The 19701-nt window shown below is 58.1% G+C and carries 15 protein-coding genes; 9 read left to right on the top strand and 6 right to left on the bottom strand.

All coding sequences use genetic code 11. The features are described 5' to 3' along the window. Position 1 precedes the first annotated feature (1 nt). From gatA to DB51_RS01870, 8 genes are all read left to right on the top strand, one after another. The gene (gene gatA, locus DB51_RS01840) at positions 2 to 1543 is read left to right on the top strand and encodes an Asp-tRNA(Asn)/Glu-tRNA(Gln) amidotransferase subunit GatA (protein ID WP_034250833.1); all 1542 of its coding nucleotides are present in this window, start codon (positions 2 to 4) and stop codon (positions 1541 to 1543) included. Between the two features lie 23 nt (positions 1544 to 1566). Then, positions 1567 to 3069: an Asp-tRNA(Asn)/Glu-tRNA(Gln) amidotransferase subunit GatB gene (gatB, locus tag DB51_RS01845; RefSeq protein WP_034250834.1), complete on the top strand. Its 1503-nt coding sequence runs from the start codon at positions 1567 to 1569 to the stop codon at positions 3067 to 3069. Positions 3070 to 3150: 81 nt separating this feature from the next. Next, positions 3151 to 4272 (top strand): GNAT family N-acetyltransferase, encoded by a 1122-nt coding sequence (locus tag DB51_RS01850; RefSeq protein ID WP_034250835.1) that lies wholly within the window; start codon positions 3151 to 3153, stop codon positions 4270 to 4272. Positions 4273 to 4276: 4 nt separating this feature from the next. Beyond that, a complete protein-coding gene (locus tag DB51_RS01855) occupies positions 4277 to 4591 on the top strand; it encodes a DUF2469 domain-containing protein (protein ID WP_034250836.1) in 315 nt (104 codons plus the stop codon). A gap of 277 nt (positions 4592 to 4868) precedes the next feature. After that, a complete protein-coding gene (locus tag DB51_RS01860; protein WP_034250837.1) occupies positions 4869 to 6458 on the top strand; it encodes an NAD(P)/FAD-dependent oxidoreductase in 1590 nt (529 codons plus the stop codon). Positions 6459 to 6519: 61 nt separating this feature from the next. After that, on the top strand, positions 6520 to 6687 hold the full coding sequence (locus DB51_RS10145) for a hypothetical protein (RefSeq protein WP_156958180.1): 168 nt from the start codon (positions 6520 to 6522) through the stop codon (positions 6685 to 6687). Positions 6688 to 6887: 200 nt separating this feature from the next. Further along, complete coding sequence (gene rho, locus DB51_RS01865; protein WP_034250838.1) at positions 6888 to 8846, top strand: transcription termination factor Rho; 1959 nt, start codon at positions 6888 to 6890, stop codon at positions 8844 to 8846. 141 nt (positions 8847 to 8987) lie between these two features. Continuing rightward, entirely contained in the window at positions 8988 to 9434 is a 447-nt protein-coding gene (locus DB51_RS01870; protein ID WP_034250839.1) for a chorismate mutase, read from the top strand. Between the two features lie 109 nt (positions 9435 to 9543). On the opposite strand, the gene valS is transcribed toward DB51_RS01870, so the two are convergent. The 4 genes from valS to DB51_RS01890 all read right to left on the bottom strand — a co-directional run bounded on the left by valS (position 9544) and on the right by DB51_RS01890 (position 15689). Further along, positions 9544 to 12279: a valine--tRNA ligase gene (gene valS, locus DB51_RS01875; protein WP_034250840.1), complete on the bottom strand. Its 2736-nt coding sequence runs from the start codon at positions 12277 to 12279 to the stop codon at positions 9544 to 9546. Between the two features lie 272 nt (positions 12280 to 12551). Next, entirely contained in the window at positions 12552 to 14090 is a 1539-nt protein-coding gene (locus DB51_RS01880) for an ABC transporter substrate-binding protein (protein ID WP_034250841.1), read from the bottom strand. A 27-nt stretch (positions 14091 to 14117) separates the two neighbouring features. Further along, on the bottom strand, positions 14118 to 14792 hold the full coding sequence (nth, locus tag DB51_RS01885; protein ID WP_034250842.1) for an endonuclease III: 675 nt from the start codon (positions 14790 to 14792) through the stop codon (positions 14118 to 14120). A gap of 123 nt (positions 14793 to 14915) precedes the next feature. Further along, entirely contained in the window at positions 14916 to 15689 is a 774-nt protein-coding gene (locus tag DB51_RS01890) for a winged helix-turn-helix domain-containing protein (RefSeq protein ID WP_034251272.1), read from the bottom strand. 177 nt (positions 15690 to 15866) lie between these two features. Here DB51_RS01890 and DB51_RS01895 point away from each other — a divergent pair, with 177 nt between their 5' ends. Next, positions 15867 to 16610 (top strand): hypothetical protein, encoded by a 744-nt coding sequence (locus DB51_RS01895; RefSeq protein ID WP_156958181.1) that lies wholly within the window; start codon positions 15867 to 15869, stop codon positions 16608 to 16610. A 249-nt stretch (positions 16611 to 16859) separates the two neighbouring features. On the opposite strand, the gene DB51_RS01900 is transcribed toward DB51_RS01895, so the two are convergent. Both DB51_RS01900 and DB51_RS01905 read right to left on the bottom strand, forming a co-directional pair. Then, entirely contained in the window at positions 16860 to 17354 is a 495-nt protein-coding gene (locus DB51_RS01900) for an inorganic diphosphatase (protein ID WP_034250844.1), read from the bottom strand. 124 nt (positions 17355 to 17478) lie between these two features. Further along, positions 17479 to 19668: a maltotransferase domain-containing protein gene (locus DB51_RS01905; protein WP_156958182.1), complete on the bottom strand. Its 2190-nt coding sequence runs from the start codon at positions 19666 to 19668 to the stop codon at positions 17479 to 17481. Between the last annotated feature and the right edge of the window lie 33 nt (positions 19669 to 19701).

Genomic DNA, 19701 nt, shown 5'->3' on the forward strand with positions numbered 1-19701 from the left:
AATGACACAACACAGTGAACTTGTCAGGCTGAGTGCTGCCGAGATGGCGGAGCAGATACGTAGCGGAGAGGTCTCCAGCCGAGAGCTCGTCGAGGCGGAAGTGTCGACCATCGAAGCCGCGGAACCGAGCATTCAGGCCTTCCTTCAGGTCTCCAAGGATGAGGCTTTGCAGCAGGCCGATGACTTCGATGCCCGTCGCAAGGCGGGTGACATCGACGGTCTTCCCGAATTGGCCGGTGTGCCGATCGCAGTCAAGGACATGATCGTTACCAAAGGCATTCCCACCACTGCGGCATCCAAGATTCTCGAGGGATGGATTCCTCCTTACGATGCGACCGTCGTGCGCAAACTCAAAGACGCAGGTATGCCGATTCTCGGAAAAACCAATCTGGACGAGTTCGCCCAGGGTTCTTCGACCGAGCACAGCGCCTACCAGACCACGCACAATCCCTGGGATACGGAACGAGTCCCCGGTGGTTCAGGCGGTGGCTCCGCTTCCGCGGTCGCCGCTTTCGAAGCGCCTTTGGCGTTGGGCACCGACACCGGTGGCTCGATTCGTCAGCCAGGCGCATTGACCGGAACCGTCGGGGTGAAGCCGACCTATGGCGGCGTTTCGCGTTTCGGTGCGATTGCGATGGCGTCCTCTCTCGATCAGATCGGGCCGGTCTCACGTACCGTCCTTGATGCTGCGCTCCTGCACGAGGTCATCGGCGGCTACGATGAGCGCGACTCCACATCGATTCCAAAGCCTCTGCCCAAGCTGGCCGATGCCGCTCGAGAAGGGCAGAAGCGTGACCTGCACGGTATGCGCGTCGGATTGGTCAAGGAAATCGGCGGCGAAGGGTTCCAGCCCGGAGTCGAAGCACGGTTCAAGGAAGCGGTCGCGGCTCTTGAAGACATGGGCGCCGAAGTCGTTGAGGTCTCATGTCCTCATTTCTCCTATGCCCTTGGTGCCTACTACATCATCATGCCTTCCGAGGTCTCAAGCAACCTTGCACGGTATGACGGTATGCGATACGGCCTGCGAGTGATGCCTGAGGATGGCACGCCGCAGACGGCGGCGAATATGATGGCGGCAACCCGTGAGGCAGGATTCGGCGACGAGGTCAAACGACGGATCATCCTGGGCACGTATGCGCTGTCCGCCGGGTACTACGATGCCTGGTACGGTTCGGCCCAGAAGGTCCGTACGCTGATCATCCGCGATTTCGCCAAGGCCTTCGAACAGGTCGACGTATTGGTGTCTCCGACGAGTCCAAGCACCGCATTCAAATTCGGCGAGAAGATGAATGACCCGCTGACGATGTATCTGGAGGATATCGCCACGATCCCTGCGAATCTTGCGGGCGTTCCGGCAATGTCGATTCCTGCCGGTCTCAGTGATGACGGGCTGCCAACCGGTTTCCAGTTCTTCGCACCGCAGATGCATGACGAGAAGCTGTACAAGCCTGCCGCCGCCTTGGAGGCCGCGTTGCTCGAACAGCAGCAAGGACCAATCTGGCAGTCCATGAACACCCCTTGGCTTGACGGCCTGAACAAGTAAGCATCGGAAGGATTACATTCGATATGGCTGACAAATTGATGAAGTACGCCGATGCCGTTTCAGAGTTCGACACGGTTTTCGGTCTTGAAGTCCATGTGGAGCTCAGCACGAACACCAAGCTCTTCTGCCCCGCGCACATTGAATTCGGCGGCGAGCCGAACACCCAGCTCACACCGGTGTCGCTTGGGCTGCCCGGCAGCCTTCCGGTGGTGAACAAGACCGCCATAGACTACGCCATCAAGCTGGGTCTGGCATTGCACTGTGAAATCGCGGAATGGAGCCAGTTCGCACGCAAGAACTACTTCTACCCGGATATGCCGCGCGACTATCAGATCTCGCAATATGACAAGCCGCTGAACGGCAACGGATATCTTGATGTGGAGCTGGCGGACGGAGAGATATTCCGCGTGCAGATCGAGCGCGCCCATGTCGAGGACGATGCCGGGAAGAACACCCACGTCGGCGGAGCCGATGGGCGAATCGAAGGTGCCGATCACTCGCTGTGCGACTATAACCGCGCAGGAGTGCCGCTGGTGGAGATCGTGACCAAGCCGGTGGAAGGCGCGGGTGCGCGTGCACCTGAAATCGCCGGTGCATACGTGCGCGCCATCCGTGACATCGTGAAGGCGCTGAATATTTCCCACGCCCGTATGGAGCAGGGCAATATGCGCGCCGATGTGAACGTTTCTCTGCGCAAGAACCCGGGCGATGCTTTGGGTACCCGTTCGGAAACCAAGAACGTCAACACCTTCAAAGGCATCGAGAAGACGATGGCATACGAGATTCGCAGGCAGGCGGCGATTCTGGATGCAGGTGGCGAGATTCTTCAGGAGACCCGTCATTGGGACGAAGGTTCTCAGTGCACCGCCGGAGGGCGCATCAAATCCGATGCCGACGATTACCGCTACTTCCCCGACCCTGATCTGGTCATGGTGCATGTCACCAGCGACCACATCGAGGAGCTCAGGAAGCAAATGCCCGAAATGCCACGCGACCGTCGTGCACGACTCAAGGCAGACTGGGGCTTCTCCGATTTGGAGATGCGTGATGTGGTGAACGCCGACGCTCTTGACCTCATCGAGGAAACCGTGAAGGCTGGCGCCAAAGCATCCGGAGCGCGCAAATGGTGGATGGGTGAGCTGTCCCGCGAAGCCAACGCCAAGGAAATCAGTCTGGAAGAGCTGCCTATTACTCCGGCTGATGTCGCACAGGTCGAGGTGCTGATTGCCAAGGGAACGCTGAACGACAAACTCGCCAAGCAGACCGTATCCGGAGTGCTCGCGGGCGAAGGCAGCCCTGAAGAGGTCGTAGCCAAGCACGGGTATCAGGTCGTTTCCGACGACGGGGCGTTGGTCGCCGCAGTCGACGAGGCTCTTGCCGCCAATCCCGACATCGTCGAGAAGCTGAAGTCGGGCAACATGAAGCCTATGGGAGCGATTATCGGAGCTGTGATGAAAGCCACCCATGGACAGGCTGATGCCAAGGCGGTGCGTACCATCGTTTCGGAAAAAGTCGCCTCGCTGTGATGTACACTGTATGCGCGTAATCGCATCAGAGTCGTGCAATACATGGAAATTCCAGACGACTAGCAACTACGAAGGCGGGATATGGTACAAGCCAACGAAGTCAACAGTCCGGAGTCGGAGCAAAGCAGGGAGCTGCCGGAGCGCCTCATCATTCCCGAAATAAAAGGGGAGATGGTGCACCTGCGCCCTGCCGGGCTTGACGATCTTCTATATATGGACCGACTTGAGGCTTTCTACAATGCTTCGGGCATTACAGGAAAAGGACCGCAGGCGGAACGAGCCGTGGTGCACACCTGGGTAAAGCGCTCGGTCGCCTGGAGTTGGGGGCAGACGGCAGGAGAGTCCGGCGTCGGCGATCCCGAATCCCGCAGGACCGTGGCATGGGCGATGCTCGCCAGCAGCGAGAACGGCGATGAGGATGCCGAGTCAGAGCGCAATGGCGATGCCATCATCGGCATGATTTTTCTGATCGATATCGACGGATGGGCACGATCGGCACGCATACAGGTCGTTCTCGGCAAGAACTACCGGGGGCGCGGGTACTCGCGCGACGCCATGCCGAGGGTTATGACCTATGGTTTCGCCCCCGAGCCAGCGGGCCTTGGACTTCACCGGATATGGGTCAGCGTTCCCGAGAAGAACACCCGGTCGACATCGGTGTATCAGTCCCTCGGCTTCGTTCCTCAAGGCACGTCGCGTGATGCTCTATGGGATGCGGAAAACGGGAAATATCAGGATCTCATCGTGATGGACACGCTTGTCGACGAGTATGATCCGATTCAATCGCTGGATGCCTTCGGCATGCATGTGATCGAGGACAATCCCGGTGTGCGCGAGGCCTTAAGCGCCAAGGAGCACTCGCTGGCCATCCAGCTGCGCAACAAGGCGGAATCCTCAGGGAAGAAGACTGCGGCGAGCATTGATGATCACCCGCTCCGTCAGGCGCCTCCTGTGGCGCTTCCACCTGAATCCGTGGAGACCATAGAGAAAACCTCCTTGAAGGATGCGCTTGCCCCGCATCCCGCCGAAGACGAGCATGCCGATAATCGACATGTCGAGAGTCCTGACGAACAGAAGGACGATCAGGGCGACGATCAGGCGGAATGGCCGTACAACCAGAGCAGCAGAAAAACGTCCAAACGTGCCTGGTGGAGGAATATCGGCAGAAGCCGCACCCGCACGGATGAAGGTCAGAAGGACTGAAACGATGAGTGCAGAGGACTTGGATAACTACGAAACCGATGCGGAGCTTGCACTGTACCGGGAATACAGGGATGTCATCAAGCTGTTCACCTATGTGGTCGAAACGGAACGCAGGTTCTACCTCGCCAATAAGGTGGATTTCAATGTTCGAAGCGCCGGGCAGGATGTGTATTTCGATGTTCAGCTCACCGATGCATGGGTTTGGGATGTGTACCGGCCAAGTCGCTTTGTCAAGAATGTGCGCATTGTCACATTCAAGGATGTCAACGTCGAGGAAGTCCAGAAAAGCGACATAGACATTCCCGATTCCATAAACTGAGCCTGCCGGGTCGCTTCGGTGATTCCATGGCTTCGGTGAGCGCCCGCCAGATTGGGAGGCTGCCCGTAAGTCCGGGCAGGAGTCGCTCGTATTCAGGCAAAGGCGACGAAGGTAATCTCAGAAACGATTGCGGCGCGGGGTGTGTGAATCGGCATAAACCGTTCCAGTCAACCGCTTTCCCTTTAAGCGTGTGCATTGGCTGGAGATTTTGCTATTCGGCAGTTACGTGGGGTCTTTCGTATAGACTAGACGGGATTATTGTGCTCAGGAGGTCAAGTTGACAGAAAAACAATCCGTGGTCATCATCGGTGGAGGCCCGGCAGGTCTGACCGCCGCATGGGAACTGGCCAAGGACGGCGGCAGCGACAAATATGACGTGATCGTGCTTGAAGCCTCGAATCAGTTCGGTGGCATTTCAAGAACCGTGAAGCATAACGGCAACCGCATGGACATCGGAGGGCATCGCTTCTTCTCCAAGGACGATCGCATCATGGACTGGTGGAAGAATGTGCTTCCGCTACAGGGTGCTCCTTCCTATGACGACAAGAAGCTCAACCGCCACCATGATCTTGAGCCTGGTGGCCCAGACCCCGAAACCACTGACAAAGTGATGCTGAAGCGTCACCGCGTTTCGAGAATCTACTGGAACCATCACTTCTTTGATTACCCCATCTCCCTTTCGGCCAATACCCTGAAGGCTCTGGGCTTCAGATTGACTATGGTTGCGGGCTTCAGCTACCTCAAGTCGGTGTTCCACAAGCTTCCCGAAGACAACCTCGAGAACTTCTATATCAATCGTTTCGGACGCAAGCTCTATTCGATGTTCTTCGCCGGTTATACGGAGAAGCTGTGGGGCCGCGCACCAAAGGAGATCAGCGCCGACTGGGGTGCCCAGCGTGTCAAGGGACTGAGCATCATGGGCGTGCTGAAGAACGCGGTGCAGAAGATGCTGCCGAAGAAGCGCGATGCCCATGAGGTCGAGACCAGTCTGATTGAGGAGTTCTGGTACCCGAAGCTCGGGCCTGGTCAGCTTTGGGAAACCGTGGAGGAGAACTGCCGAGAGGCCGGTGTCAAGGTCATCACCGATGCCAAGGTCGTTGAGCTGGATCAGCAGGACGGACGTCTGTCTGCGGTGGTGTACGTGGATTCCGACGGCAACAGAGTCAGTCTTCAGGCTGATGACGTGATCTCATCCATGCCCATCAAGGACCTGGTCAACGCGGTCAAGGCCTCCCCGACATCGGCGCCGGCGGATATGACGCATATCGCCAACGGCTTGCCATACCGTGATTTCGTCACGGTTGGGCTTCTCGTCAAACGTCTGCGAATCCGTAACACCACCGACACTCCGACGCTGGGCAATCCGCCGATCGTCCCCGATTGCTGGATTTACGTTCAGGATCCGGGATTCAAGGTCGGACGTCTGCAGGTGTTCAACAACTGGAGCCCATACCTGGTCAAGAACGTTGACGATACGGTGTGGATCGGCCTGGAGTATTTCTGCGAAGAGGGCGATGATTTCTGGAACCTCAGCGATGAGAAGGCGACGGCCTTCGCCGTGGACGAGCTCACCCGCATGGGCATCATCAACGGAGCGCAGGATGTCATGGACTCGCACCGCGAGCGTGTGCCCAAGGCGTATCCGGCCTACTTCGATACCTATGCGCAGATGCCTGAGCTGGTGGAGTGGCTGGATTCCTTCGGCAACCTGTATTGTGTCGGACGCAACGGTCAGCACCACTACAACAACCAGGACCATTCGATGGCCACATCGATGGAAGCGGTCGAGAACATTCGCACGGGTCGCACGTCGAAGGCCAATGTGTGGAACGTCAACACGGAGAAGAGCTATCACGAAGAGAAGTGAAGTCTGAGCAGGCGATAGCAGGGGCTTCTCGCCACTGTGGTTCCACCCGAGCGGCAGTTGGGTGAGAGCCTGGTTTTTGAATACGGCGGCGGTGTCGTCAGCGGCTTTGACGGTCGGTGACGAGACCGCCGCCGTCATATGCCGTGACATCGAGGTCACGGCGATACGCGAAACGATGTTCATGACGAAGACCGTCGCATCATTGCTTTCATATTCGGATTTGCCGTAGAGTGCGTCGTCGGGCATTCACCGGGAATCGTGGAATGTCGCCTTGGCGTTTCGTTTTGCAAGATAAGCCTTGTCGATGTAAGGTATTCAAAGTTCCTGATGCTGAGACAGCATTGGACTTCAATATGCGGATGTTCCGCCATTATTCTCTAGCCACGTCAGACTCTGTGTCGACGAAGCGGTAGGAAAGGCATTATTACTGTGGCAACAAGCCAAAAACTCACTGATATGAAACTGCCTGAGCTCAAGGAGCTTGCCAAGCAGCTCGGTCTGCGAGGCACCTCCACGATGCGAAAGCCCGCTCTCATTGCAACGATAGAAGCGGCACGCTCGGGCGGCGAGGCACCTGCGGGAGTGACAGTGCGCTCCGTCAATGCCAATCAGCAGGAATCTGTTGACAGCAAGGAATCGGAAAACGGCACCCTTGGTGCTTCGAACAACGCGGGAAGCGATGAACGCTCTCGCGAAAGTGCACAGGCCGAGGAGAGTGGAATCTCTCAGGCTTCGGGCGCGGGTCAAACACGTCGCGTCCATGATGCCAAGTCAGACGATGTGTTCACTCCCAGCGCGGCAGTCGACGCACCATCGAAGCGGGGCACCTCGCAAGATGGTCAGCCGACCCGTACCCACAAGGACGGGGATGCGCTGACGCTGCCACGTCGCAGACGCAATCGTTCTCAAGCCGCGAGCGAGGACAGCAACGATCACGGTTCGGTACGCGATCTCGATGACATCCTGGCGGTATTGCCTAATCGCAATGAGCATAGCCAGCAGCGCAGCAATGATCATGAAGGCAATGGCGAAGAGCACGAGTTCGTTCGTCGTGGACGTCGTGACAGGAGTGAACGCAACGATCGCGGTGGCCGAGGCAATCGTAATGACCGCGGTTCAGACCGTAATGATCGCAACGATCGTAATGATCGCAATGACCGCAATGGTGAACGCCGCAACCGTAACCGCCGCGACCGTTCAGCGGACTACGAGGCACGCGAGGAAGACCGTCGTGAGGACTCGCAGCAGGAGGAGCTGGTTCCCGTTGCAGGCATCGTAGACGTGTTGGACTCCTATGCGTTCATCAGGACCTCCGGATACCTGCCCGGCCCGAATGACGTCTATGTCTCGATGGGACAGGTTCGTAAATACGCGTTGCGCAAGGGCGATGCGGTCCATGGCGCCATCAGGCCTCCACGCGAGGGGGATCGGCGCAATCAACGCCAGAAATTCGTACCGCTGCAGTCCATCGACTCGGTCAACGGCATGAGCATCGAGGATGCTTCGAACAGGGCGCATTTTAACAAGCTCACACCGCTGTATCCCCAGGAACGTCTGAGGATGGAGACCCAGCCGAACAAGCTCACCGGACGGTTGATCGATATCATCTCGCCTATCGGCAAGGGACAGCGTGGCCTGATAGTCTCCCCACCCAAGGCGGGCAAGACCATCACCCTGCAGAATATCGCCAACTCCATCTCCACGAACAACCCCGAGGTTCATCTGATGGTCGTCCTCGTCGATGAGCGTCCTGAGGAAGTCACCGATATGGAGCGCACGGTTCAGGGTGAAGTCATCTCATCCACATTCGACCGTCCCGCATCCGATCACACCACGGTCGCCGAGCTTGCCATCGAACGTGCCAAGCGTCTGGTCGAGCTGGGTCAGGACGTCGTGGTGCTGCTCGACTCGATGACCCGTCTCGCGCGCGCTTACAACATCGCCGCCCCGGCTTCAGGGCGTATCCTTTCAGGCGGCGTCGACGCGCAGGCCTTGTACCCGCCGAAGAAGTTCTTCGGAGCTGCACGCAATATCGAAAACGGCGGCTCGCTGACGATTATCTCTTCCGCATTGGTGGAGACCGGTTCCAAGATGGACGAAGTGATTTTCGAGGAGTTCAAGGGCACCGGCAATATGGAGCTGCGTCTCTCCAGGGAACTCGCCGACAAGCGCCTCTTCCCTGCCATCGACATCATCTCTTCGGGTACGCGACGTGAGGAGCTCATCACGCCACCGGAGGAGCTTGCAGTCATCTACAGGCTGCGTCGTGCCTTCGGCGGCATGGAGCCCGAGCAGGCCTATCAGACTCTGGTACCGCGTCTGAAGAAAACGCCATCCAACCGGGACTTCCTCGCGGCCATCACCTCAACGATGCCTCAGGTCAAATAACTTCACGGCCCTTGAGGCCTGTGGCTACACGAATGCGTGTGCCTCCGCTCTGATTTGAGAAGCGGAGGCACACGCATTCGTGCTTCCTGTGCCGCTTACGGCGACCGGCTCAATGAATGCTCTGGTTGTATTCTATTAAGCATGAGTGAAGCAGACGACGCAGGAAACTGGCCTCGGCCAGAGGAATACGAATCACAGAAGTACGAATCACAGACGACGGAGGCTTCCACCACGGTGGATGCGCAGAGCAGCAGCGATGATCCTGAGGTCGCCCGTTGCGTGGCGGGCATAGAAGCCCTCAGACAGTCAATCGATAACGTGGATACCGCGATTGTGTCTCTTCTCGCTGAACGCTTCAAATACACCTCGAGAGTGGGCGTGCTGAAGGCCAGGGCAGGCTTTGAACCCGCCGATTATCAACGCGAGCATATGCAAATCGAGCGACTCCACCGTATTGCACAGGATGCCGGGTTGGATACGGATATTGCAGAGATGTATCGGGAGTTCGTGGTTACCGAGGCTAAGAAACGCCATCGCAGAATAGCGGAGGAGGGCGGTGACCCGGGAGTTCTGGACGTGTTCGCCTAGGCCCTCCAAATACGATAACTGCACTAAAAGGACAGCTTTGTGGTAATAATTTCACCACAAAGCTGTCCTTTTAGTGCAGTTATCTAACCCAAAGCCCTTGGTGGTGGTGTCAGCGCTTGGGCTTCTTCACAGGTGGCTCACCGAGGGTGCTGTCAACCACGGTGATCGCGGTCTCGTCGGATTGTTCCGCAGTGCCGTCGGCGGCATCCGCTTCCACAAAACGCAGTTCGCCGGTGACTCTTCCGGCTTCGGCGATGTCGGCCTGTGCTTCGCGGACTGCTGCGATCGCTTCGGAGGGAACCGCCAGTCTTGCACTGAGAATCGGTGTTTTCATCGATACCTTGGCCTCGGACTTGATTTTCCGCAGCTCCGCCAAAGCCTGACCCGCCCAGACCAACACATCCGGCCGGACATCGCCGCAAGCCTGTTCATAGGCTTCAGACGTGGGCCAGCTCGCGAGGTGCACGGAAGCGGAGCCTTCGTGCATCCAACCCCAGACCTCTTCGCATGCGAATGGCAGATAAGGGGCGAACAGGCGAGCGAAGGCGTCCAGAACGAGGCCGAGTGTGGTTCTGGCCGAGCGCACCGCCTGTTCGGAAGGCACGAGACCGGTGGCATCAGCGGTACCGTAGGCGCGGTTCTTCGCGAGTTCGATGTAATCGTCGCAGAAATCCCAGAAGAAACTTTCGATGACTTCCAGGGCTTTGGAATGCTCGTATGTATCCAGGCTTTCCGTGGCATCACGGATGACGGATGCCAGACGTGCGATGACCGCACGATCCAGGGTCTCGGTGACGTCGCTGAGTTTCCATTCGACCTTGGCGGGCGATGCGACGTGATGGTTCTCGTCTTCGCGGCCGATGGCCAGGGCGAACTTCGTGGCGTTGAGCAGCTTGATGGACAGACGGCGACCGATTTTCATCTGTCCTTCGTCATATGTGGCATCGAGTCCCAGTCGAGCCGAAGCCGCCCAATAACGGACCGCATCCGCGCCGAATTTGGCGATCGGTTCGTTGGGTACGACTACGTTGCCCTTCGACTTGCTCATCTTCTTATGATCGGGATCGAGAATCCACCCTGAAAGCGCCGTATGGGCCCAGGGGAGGCATCCGTCTTCCAAGTGGGCGCGTGCCACGGAGCTGAACAGCCAGGTACGGATGATGTCCTGTCCCTGGGGGCGCAGATCCATCGGGAAGGTCGCGGCATGCAGACTTTCGTTTTCCTTGCCGGGCTCGGCCCAGCGGGTGACGATCTGCGGTGTCAGAGAGCTCGTGGCCCAAGTGTCCATGATGTCGCGTTCGGCGGTGAAGCCGCCGGCCTGGTCACGTTGCGACTCGTCGTAGCCCGCAGGCGTATCCGTGGTCGGATCGATGGGAAGCTGATCCTCGCCGGGGGTGATGATTTTGGAGAAGTCCGCGTTGCCGTTCGCGTCGACTTCGTACCACAGCGGGAAGGGAACGCCGAAGAAGCGCTGGCGTGAGACCAGCCAATCGCCGTTGAGTCCGTGCACCCAATTGTCGTAGCGCACCCTCATGAAATCGGGATGGAACTCAAGTTCCTTGCCGCGTTCTATGAGCTGGGCGTTCAGTGCTGCATCGGTGCCGCCGTTGCGGAGGTACCACTGACGTGAAGTGACGATTTCCAAGGGTTTGTCGCCCTTTTCGTAGAAATTCGTCATACGCTTGGTCGGTGTGGGCTCCCCATCCAGGTCTCCGGACTCGCGCAGGGCATCCACGATGATCTTTCGTGCGGAAAAGACCGTTTTGCCTTCGGTTTGCTCGAATATCGAGCGTCCTGCCTCATCCGTGATCCACTCCGGGACGTTCATCACGATGCGTCCGTTGCGTTGGATGATGGACCTGGTGGGCAGGTGGAGTTCCCTCCACCATTGCACGTCGGTGATGTCGCCGAAGGTGCAGCACATCGCGATGCCGGCGCCTTTCTCCATTTCGGCCGCAGGATGGGCGAGGATGGGAACCTCGACGTGGAACAGCGGTGAATATACCGTTTCGCCGAAATGTGCCTTGTATCGGTCGTCGTCGGGGTGCGCGATGAGTGCGCCGCAAGCAGCCAGCAGTTCGGGTCGTGTGGTCTCGATGTACAGCGGCGTTCCGTCCGCGAAGCGGAAGGCGATTTTGTGGTAGAAACCGGGGTATTCACGCGATTCCAGTTCTGCCTGGGCTACTGCGGTCTGGAACGTCACGTCCCACAGTCCGGGTGCTTCCTGCTGGTATGCCTCGCCGCGGGCAAGGTTGCGCAGGAATGCCTTCTGCGCAACGCGACGAGGGTGTTCGCCGATGGTGTGGTAGGTCTGTTTCCAGTCCACGGAAAGTCCAAGGGACTTCCAGAGTGCCTCGAAGAGTTTTTCGTCTTCGCCCGTAAGGCGTTCGCACAGTTCGATGAAGTTCTGCCGGGAGACGGGAACCTGGTCGCGGGCTTCGATTTTCTTGCCCTCGGTGCCTTCGAAAGGAGGTTTGAATTCAGGATCGTATCTGAGCGAGGTATCGACCCGCACCCCGTAATAATTCTGCACACGACGTTCCGTCGGCAGTCCGTTGTCGTCCCAGCCCATCGGGTAGAAGACGTCGAATCCCTGCATGCGCTTGAATCTGGCGATGACATCGGTGTGAGTGTAGGAGAACACATGTCCCACGTGCAGATGACCCGACACCGTTGGCGGAGGTGTGTCGATGGAGTAGACGCCGCTACGTTCCGCGGTGTTGCGGAAACGGTATGTTCCCTTCTCCTCCCATTGCTTGCACCACTTGTCTTCCAAGCCATCCACACCCACGTGGTCGGGTAATGCAGTCAGGCTCGCCTGTATGCTTTCAGTGTTCTCGCTCATAGCGTCCAAGTTTATGAATCCAGCGTGACATGTTCGGCGCGGACAACCTCGGCATCAGAGGCGTCGCAGAGTCATGTGGGATTTGTCATCGTTTCCTGAGCCGCCGCATGTCGCTTAGCAATGCGTCGCCAGTGCAGAAGAGAGGACGTACGAGCTCCTTCACAAGGCAGTATGGGGGAGCCGGTTATTCGACTGGAAAACTGATAAGGGATGTCTGTCGCGGGCGAAGCAGCGAGCAAGTCAGACCTTGTCTTGGGTGTTGAGAGGCCTGGTTATTCCTTCGAGATATTCCAGAGAGGGAGGTATGTGGTGGTCATGTTGGTGGGAACGCCCTTGAGATTCCTGCTGTAGGCAGTCACCGGCACCTTCATGTACAGCCAATCGGCAGGTGCACCCTGGCTGACGGCCTTCGCGTATTCCTGGAGCTCCCGGGTATGGTCCGCCTCGGAGGTTGCGGCCTGCGCAAGACGGTAATGGTTCTGTGCATCCGGATTGTCGAATCTGGTGATGGATTTCGACGGGTCCGCATATTGTGCGGAGTCGGTCGCGGAGGATGTGGTGATAATCGTCATGTCGAAGGCGCGTTGCGATTCCACTCGCTGTTTCCAGTCGGCATCATTGACCATGGTCACCGTGACCGGTATTCCCCCCTTGGCCAGTTGGGCCTTGACGAGCTGTCCGAGTTGCTCGCCGTAAGAGTCCTGATAGACCAGGCGCAGGCTTCCCCCGTAATATGAGGGCGGGAAATAGGCCGCCAAGGCCGAGCCCTTGGTGATGTCCAGAGGGAATAATCCGGTGAGATCCTCGTAACCGGCGTCCAATGGAGACAACGGTCCGCCGATGGCCGCTCCCAGCCCCTGCTGCTTGCTGATGATGTCGTCGTTGTCGACAAGAAAGCGGATGGCCTGACGTAGTCGTTGATCGGACAATACCGAGCTGGTGTCGGTGTTGAATGCGAGGACCACCGCGTCTTGGCTGAGTCCCTTGGCGACGGCGAGGGAAGTATTGTTCTGCGCTGTCTGGAGTCCCGCTGCATCGAGCGGCGTCGCCACATCCACATCGCCTGATTCCAAAGCCTTCGACAACTCGCTGGCGTTGCCGTAATAGCGAAGGGTGACGTCGCCGATTTTGGGTGCCGACGCCCAATACCGGGTGTTCCGGCTTAGCGTCAGGCTTGAGCCCTTGTTCCATTGCGATACCACATACGGGCCTGAGCCTATCGCCTGCGAGGAGTAGTTGAGTTTGGCATCTTGGTCGTAGATGATTCCAGCTCTGCCGGAAAGCGTCTGCAGCAGATCGGGTGACGGTGATTTCAGCGTGATGCGCACACTGTGGTCGTCCAGCTCGTTGACTGCGCTGAGTGCCGAAAGAGCGTCGGACCCTTGAAACTTCTTGGTGATTGTCTGTTGCAGAGACCACACCACGTCCTGGGCGTTGAGTTCGTCACCGTTGCTGAATGTGACGTTGTCACTGAGATGGAAGGTGTATGTCAAACCGTTGCCGCTGACATCCCATGATTTTGCTATTGCCGCCTCGGGGGCGTTCCTGTCGTTTTTCCCGACGAGAGTCTGATAGACATTGCCCAGCAGGGCCTGCGTAATCGCCGGCTCCTGTTCGCTTCGAATATCCAGCGATTGCGGTGCGTCGAGAACCCCCACGGATATGCTCTCCTGCGAGGTCAGGGGATTGCTGACCAGTGGCAGGCGGTGGTTGAACGTCGACCAGACAATCCATGCGATTGACCCCAACACCACAAGCGTCACAAGGAAGATGATGCCGGATTTCCACGACCGTTGTTCTTTCCTCTGCATATCGCCGAGTCTATAGGATGGGCTGTCCTACGTTGTGGGAGTGATTTCTGCGCTGGGGCAGGTGTCTGCCAAGGGGCAACGGCTGCATTCGGGCTTTCTGGCATGGCATACGGCACGCCCATGGAGTATGAGCCTGTGCGAAAGGTCGGTCCATGTCTCCGGAGGAAAGTACGAAGTGATTTCATGCTCGATGTGTACAGGGTCGGGATGCGGCGACTTCCAATCCTCCCTCCACCGCAGTCTGCGGGTGAGGCGGATCACATGCGTGTCAACGGGGAATCCGGGAATCCTGAAGGCGTTGCCCAGCACCACATTCGCCGTTTTCCTCCCGACTCCGGGCAGACTGGTCAGTTCATCCATGGTGTGGGGGACCACAGAGTCGAAGCGGGTCACCAGGGCGGCGCCGAGACCGATGAGATGCTTCGCTTTGGCGTGGTAGAAGCCGGTCGAGTGGATGATGTCCTCAAGCTGCGAGGGGTTTGCCGCCGCCAGCGCCTCAGCCGTCGGATAGGTATCGAAGAGCTCCGGTGTGACCATATTGACGCGCACATCCGTGGTTTGCGCGCTGAGCACCGTGGCGACCAGCAGCTCCAGAGGAGATGAGAAGTCTAGCGCGCATCGCGGCGCGGGGTACAGCATGCAGAGTTTCTCGTATTCCTCATGCATGCGTTCAAGGCGGTGGGCTTTGCTTTCCTTCGCCATGGTTAGGATCGCTTCGTGAGATGCGTGCAGTCAGGTTGCGAGCAGGCTGAGGAGCTTGCCAATCCGCACGGCTTGAATGCACACGGTTCCAATGTACACAGTGCCAACCCGCGCAGGGCACGTCTATTCATGGGTATCCGCGTCACCGTCGGGCAGGGATGCGATTGCCTGCGCGCGTGCCACGTCCTCTTGAAGGTCGCCTTCGGGTGGATCGAAACGGTATCCGACATTGCGGACCGTTCCAATCAGATGTTCATATTCGCCGCCAAGTTTGGCCCGAAGACGTCGGATATGCACATCAACGGTACGCGTGCCCCCGTAGTAATCGTATCCCCAAACCTCTTGCAGCAGTTGGGCGCGGGTGAACACCCGGCTGGGATGCTGGACCAGATATTTCAGGAGTTCGAATTCCTTGTACGCCAAGTCAATCGGGCGTCCATGGAGACTTGCCGTGTATCCGTTGGTATCGACCACGAGATCGCCGGATCTGATCTGTCCGTCCAGACCTTCTATTGCCGTGTTCGCCTGAGTGGCATTGTCGGCGGCAGCGTTGCCGCGCTCGGAAACCAGGCGCAGCCGGGCCTCAACCTCTGCCGGGGATGCCGAGGACACCACGACGTCACTCACACCCCATTGTGAATTGACGACCGTGAAACCACCTTCGGTCAGCACGAGCATGATCGGAGTGGATAATCCGGAGGCATGAATGAGACGGCACAAGGTCTTCGCCGTCGCCAGATCATCGCGGGCGTCGAGAAAGAGGATGGTGTTCTCAGGCATTTTCACGAGGGAGGCCGCATCCATCGGCAGCACGCGTACACGGTGAGAAAGCAGCGCTAGTGAAGGCAACACGGTTGCAGGATCACCCGCAAACGTCATCAACGTCAAGTCGGTCACGCCGGTTCCCCTTTGATATAAGGTCTGATAGCAGACAATGTTGTGTTTCATTGTACAGTCGCGGAGATGATTGCTTTATTTTGTAATAGGAGTTGTGGACACTTCGCGCTAAATTGAGTTCTGGCGGTTCTTAGGCCGGAGCGTGGCATGGCCTTCGTGAGATCAAAGGATGTGGTTATGAGCGAAAAAGACGTGCGAGGACCCAGGCCCGAGGATTCGGGCAGAGGCAAAGGGGTCATTGGTGTTCAGCTCATTGCATATTCGATGCTGCTGCTTTCGGGATTGGCCGTGTCTCTCTGGCCGGTACCCGCCGTCATCCTGTGCTGGATTATCGTCGTGGGTGCGGCCATGTTGGGCGCGCTGTTGTTCTGGTGGCCCTTTGACGACACGGTGACCACAAGTCTTGTGGAACGGGGTGTATCCGGGGTGACCGGTCTATGCGCCTTCGTGGCTTCGGCCGTGGTGGTGCCTCGTCTGGTCATGGAAGTCGATGCAGGGAGCGAGTCGAGAGCTTCTCTTACCTCATGGGCTGTGGTCTTCGGCACCTTGGTCACTGTACTGGTCATCATCGCGTTCATCACGCAGATGCTGCGCCGTGTGCGCTCGCATCTCATCCGTTCGCTGTCGCATGCCGTGTTCGGAGGCATCGCCTGCGTGAGCGCCGCCGGCTGGTCGTTCCTGCCGTTGCTCATCGGCATAGCCAAATCCGCGGGCGGAGTGAAGCATGTGGTGGGTTTCGTGCTGGTTGTGCTGGTGGTGCTCGTGATTCTGCTGTCCCTGGGGGCTGCTGCATCATCATGGTGGAACGAGGACACCGCGAAGGAAGCTTATGCGCGGGTGGGTATCGGTCTGCTGCCTGTCATGGTCGGAGGAATAGCCGTCTACATGGCGACTTTGGCGACGTATTTCCTCGTGTTCTAGGGGAATTCCGCTTCTCAGGTTTTAGCGTGTAAGTCGTCGCTATGATAACTGCACTAAAAGGATAGCTTTTCCGAGAAATTGCTGCCAAAAGCTGTCCTTTTAGTGCAGTTATCTATTCTCAATGAGAGCAAAGTGAGGCGCAGTGCCTGGCGGCGCGAGGCCCTGGTGACCGCGTGGCCGTTCGGGAATCCATACGAGATGAGGCCCGCAACCTCATTGTTGCGGGCCTCATCAACGGTGTATCGTGCCTCAGCGTTCCGATTCCGACAGACGCACGACGGCCTTCTGAATTTCCGTCTCAGCTGCTGCCGCATCCGTCCAGAAGTCTCCTGGCATGACTTCCTTTCCTGGCTCAAGCGCCTTGTACTGCTCGAAGAAGTGCTTGATTTCGGCCTTGTGGAAATCAGAGACGTCGGCGATGTCCTTGATGTCGTCGAAACGTACGTCGGCAGGTACGCACAGCACCTTGTCGTCACCGCCCGCTTCATCGACCATATGATACAGACCGACTGCGCGGCACTCGATGACGCATCCCGGGAATACCGAATTCGGAATCATCACCAAGGCGTCCAGCGGATCGCCGTCCTCTCCGAGAGTGCCTTCGATATATCCGTAGTCATCCGGATATCCCATGGAGGTGAAGAGCGTACGGTCCAGCTTGATGCGGCCGCTGTCGTGATCGACCTCGTACTTATTGCGTGAGCCCCTTGGAATTTCAACGACCACATCGAATGTTTCAGCCATGTTGTCTCCTTGACGTTAATGGGTTGATGCCTTGACTACAACCACAATACCCGCTGTCCGAGAAGGCGGCGGGTATGGGTTCCGAAGTCGTCGAGCGGTGGCGTGCATCACCCCTTGGGGGCTTTCACTGTGAGGTTTTCACGGTGAGGATATGCGCCACGTCCGCCCATGGCGCCAACGAGACGTAGTCGTCCCCATTCCATACGAATTCGCGCCCGCTCAGCTCGTCGTGCATCGGCAGGCCTTCTCCGGGTGCGTAGCCGAAGTCGGCGGGATTCCAGTGCACGCCGGAAGCATGGGCATTATGTCCGTCTAGGTTTACGACCACGATGATGGTGTCTGCATCATGTGATTCCGTGAAATCTGCGCTGGTGTGCCTTGCGAAGGCGATGATTGAGGGGTCGTCCGTGCCGAGGATGCTGAGATTGTGGTACCCCTGGCAACTCGGGTGGCCGCGCCGTATGTCATTGAGGGTGCGCAACAGTCCGGAAATGCCGATGCGTTCGGCATTCGCCCAGTCACGAAGCTTGATTTCGTACTTCTCGTTGTCTATCTGTTCTTCGAATCCCGGGCGCTGTCTGTTTTCTATCAGCTCGAATCCGTTGTAGATTCCCCAGCTCGCCGAGCCCATCGAAGCCAGCACCGCACGTACCGCGTGACCGGCTATGCCGTTGTCGCGCAGATAGTCGGTGAGGATATCGGGGGTCGTAGGCCAGAAGGAATTGTGTTGGTAGTAGGCCGTATCGCCGTTGGTCAAGGTCAGATACTCCGCCAGTTCCTCTTTGGTGTTCCGCCACGGGAAATAGCAGTGTGATTGCGTGAATCCGACATAGCTCAGTGCCAGCATCATGCCGGGACGGGTGAAGGCTTCGGCAAGGAACAGTATTTCGGGGTGACGTTTGTTGATGGCCTTGATGACATCCTGCCAGAAGCGGACCGGCTTGGTGTGAGGATTGTCGATTCTGAACGCCGTGACACCGGCGCCGATCCAGAGTTCCAGTATTCTGATGACTTCGCGCTCGATACCGGGCATGTCCTCGTCGAAATCTATGGGGTAGATGTCCTGGTATTTCTTGGGCGGATTCTCGGCGAAGGCGATGCTGCCGTCGGCTTTGTGACGGAACCAGTTCGGATGCTCCTTCACCCAGGGGTGGTCGGGAGAGCATTGCAGCGCGAAGTCCAAGGCGATTTCCAAGCCCAGCTTGTGGGCGGTGTCGCAGAAGTCACGGAAATCGTCCATCGTGCCCAGAAGAGGATCGACGGTGTCGTGGCCGCCGAGTGCGGAACCGATGCCGAATGGCGAGCCCGGGTCATATGGTCCGGCGATGAGCGCATTGTTTCTGCCCTTGCGATTGGTCTGCCCGATAGGGAATATCGGGGGCAGATAGACGATATCGAAGCCTTCTTCCTTGGCTCTGTTCAGACCGCTCGTCGCCGTAGCGAAGGTGCCCTGCACGATGTGGTGGGTCTGCGGGTCCAGATATGCGCCTTCCGAACGTGGGAAGAATTGGTACCACGATGCGAAGCTCGACTTGGGGCGTTGCACGAGTATGGCTTTCGGCCTGCTCGGCGAAATGTCGCTTCGCAGCGGATTGCTCTGATGCAGACGCTGTATCTCGGCCGTATTCGCTGCCGCGAAACGTTCTGAGATGTCCAACGTGATATCGGCAAGTGTGTCGGCTGCCTTGAGCAGCGTCTTCTTTGCCCGCGCTCCCAGACCGGCATCGTCGTCCGTGGCCCAGGCGGTGAGGATGCGTGCGCCTTCGTCCAAGGCATTGGCGATGTCGTCATTGACTTCGACCTTGATTGTTGCGTCGTGGAGCCATAGTGCGAAGCTGTCACGCCATCCTTCGATGGTGACCGTCCACAATCCCAGTTGACGGCGTATGGATGAGAAGCCCCGTTCCCAGGGGTTGACGTCGCTGTGTCGTCCGGCCTGGAGCTGCCCCGACCAGCGGTCGAGTCCGGCGTTGAGACATGTCATTTTTCGGCGTTGCACCACTCGACCCTGCGGGTTCCGCAGGACGGCGGTGGCCCCGACCTTCGCGCGGCCTTCGACGAAAACCTGGGCGCTGACGGTGATGGTCTCTCCCAGCTCCACCCTTGCAGGGAAGCAGTCGTCCTCTTGCGAGGGAGTGACGTCGAGGATGTTCACGCGGCCGAACAGTGGTGGCTCCGTGTTGTCCGCCTGTGCTTTCCGCGTGCGTTGTGCCGCGTTTTTCGAAACCTTGCCGGTTTTCGAGTTTTTCGTCGATGATGTGCCGGATGTCTTGGGCTGAGCTGCGCGTGCCCCGCTGCGTTGTGGTGCTGTCATATACCCATTGTATGGAGCTTTCGAGGTTTTGTC

It is taken from the genome of Bifidobacterium crudilactis (genome assembly GCF_000738005.1).
Classification (GTDB): domain Bacteria; phylum Actinomycetota; class Actinomycetes; order Actinomycetales; family Bifidobacteriaceae; genus Bombiscardovia; species Bombiscardovia crudilactis.

Coding starts and splice junctions, on each gene's coding strand:
- DB51_RS01905 (WP_156958182.1), bottom strand. CDS start 19,668: ATGACAGCACCACAACGCAGCGGGGCACGCGCAGCTCAGCCCAAGACA.
- valS (WP_034250840.1), bottom strand. CDS start 12,279: ATGAGCGAGAACACTGAAAGCATACAGGCGAGCCTGACTGCATTACCC.
- nth (WP_034250842.1), bottom strand. CDS start 14,792: ATGGCGAAGGAAAGCAAAGCCCACCGCCTTGAACGCATGCATGAGGAA.
- gatA (WP_034250833.1), top strand. CDS start 2: ATGACACAACACAGTGAACTTGTCAGGCTGAGTGCTGCCGAGATGGCG.
- gatB (WP_034250834.1), top strand. CDS start 1,567: ATGGCTGACAAATTGATGAAGTACGCCGATGCCGTTTCAGAGTTCGAC.
- DB51_RS01895 (WP_156958181.1), top strand. CDS start 15,867: ATGAGCGAAAAAGACGTGCGAGGACCCAGGCCCGAGGATTCGGGCAGA.
- DB51_RS01870 (WP_034250839.1), top strand. CDS start 8,988: ATGAGTGAAGCAGACGACGCAGGAAACTGGCCTCGGCCAGAGGAATAC.
- DB51_RS01880 (WP_034250841.1), bottom strand. CDS start 14,090: ATGCAGAGGAAAGAACAACGGTCGTGGAAATCCGGCATCATCTTCCTT.
- DB51_RS01900 (WP_034250844.1), bottom strand. CDS start 17,354: ATGGCTGAAACATTCGATGTGGTCGTTGAAATTCCAAGGGGCTCACGC.
- DB51_RS01855 (WP_034250836.1), top strand. CDS start 4,277: ATGAGTGCAGAGGACTTGGATAACTACGAAACCGATGCGGAGCTTGCA.
- DB51_RS01850 (WP_034250835.1), top strand. CDS start 3,151: ATGGTACAAGCCAACGAAGTCAACAGTCCGGAGTCGGAGCAAAGCAGG.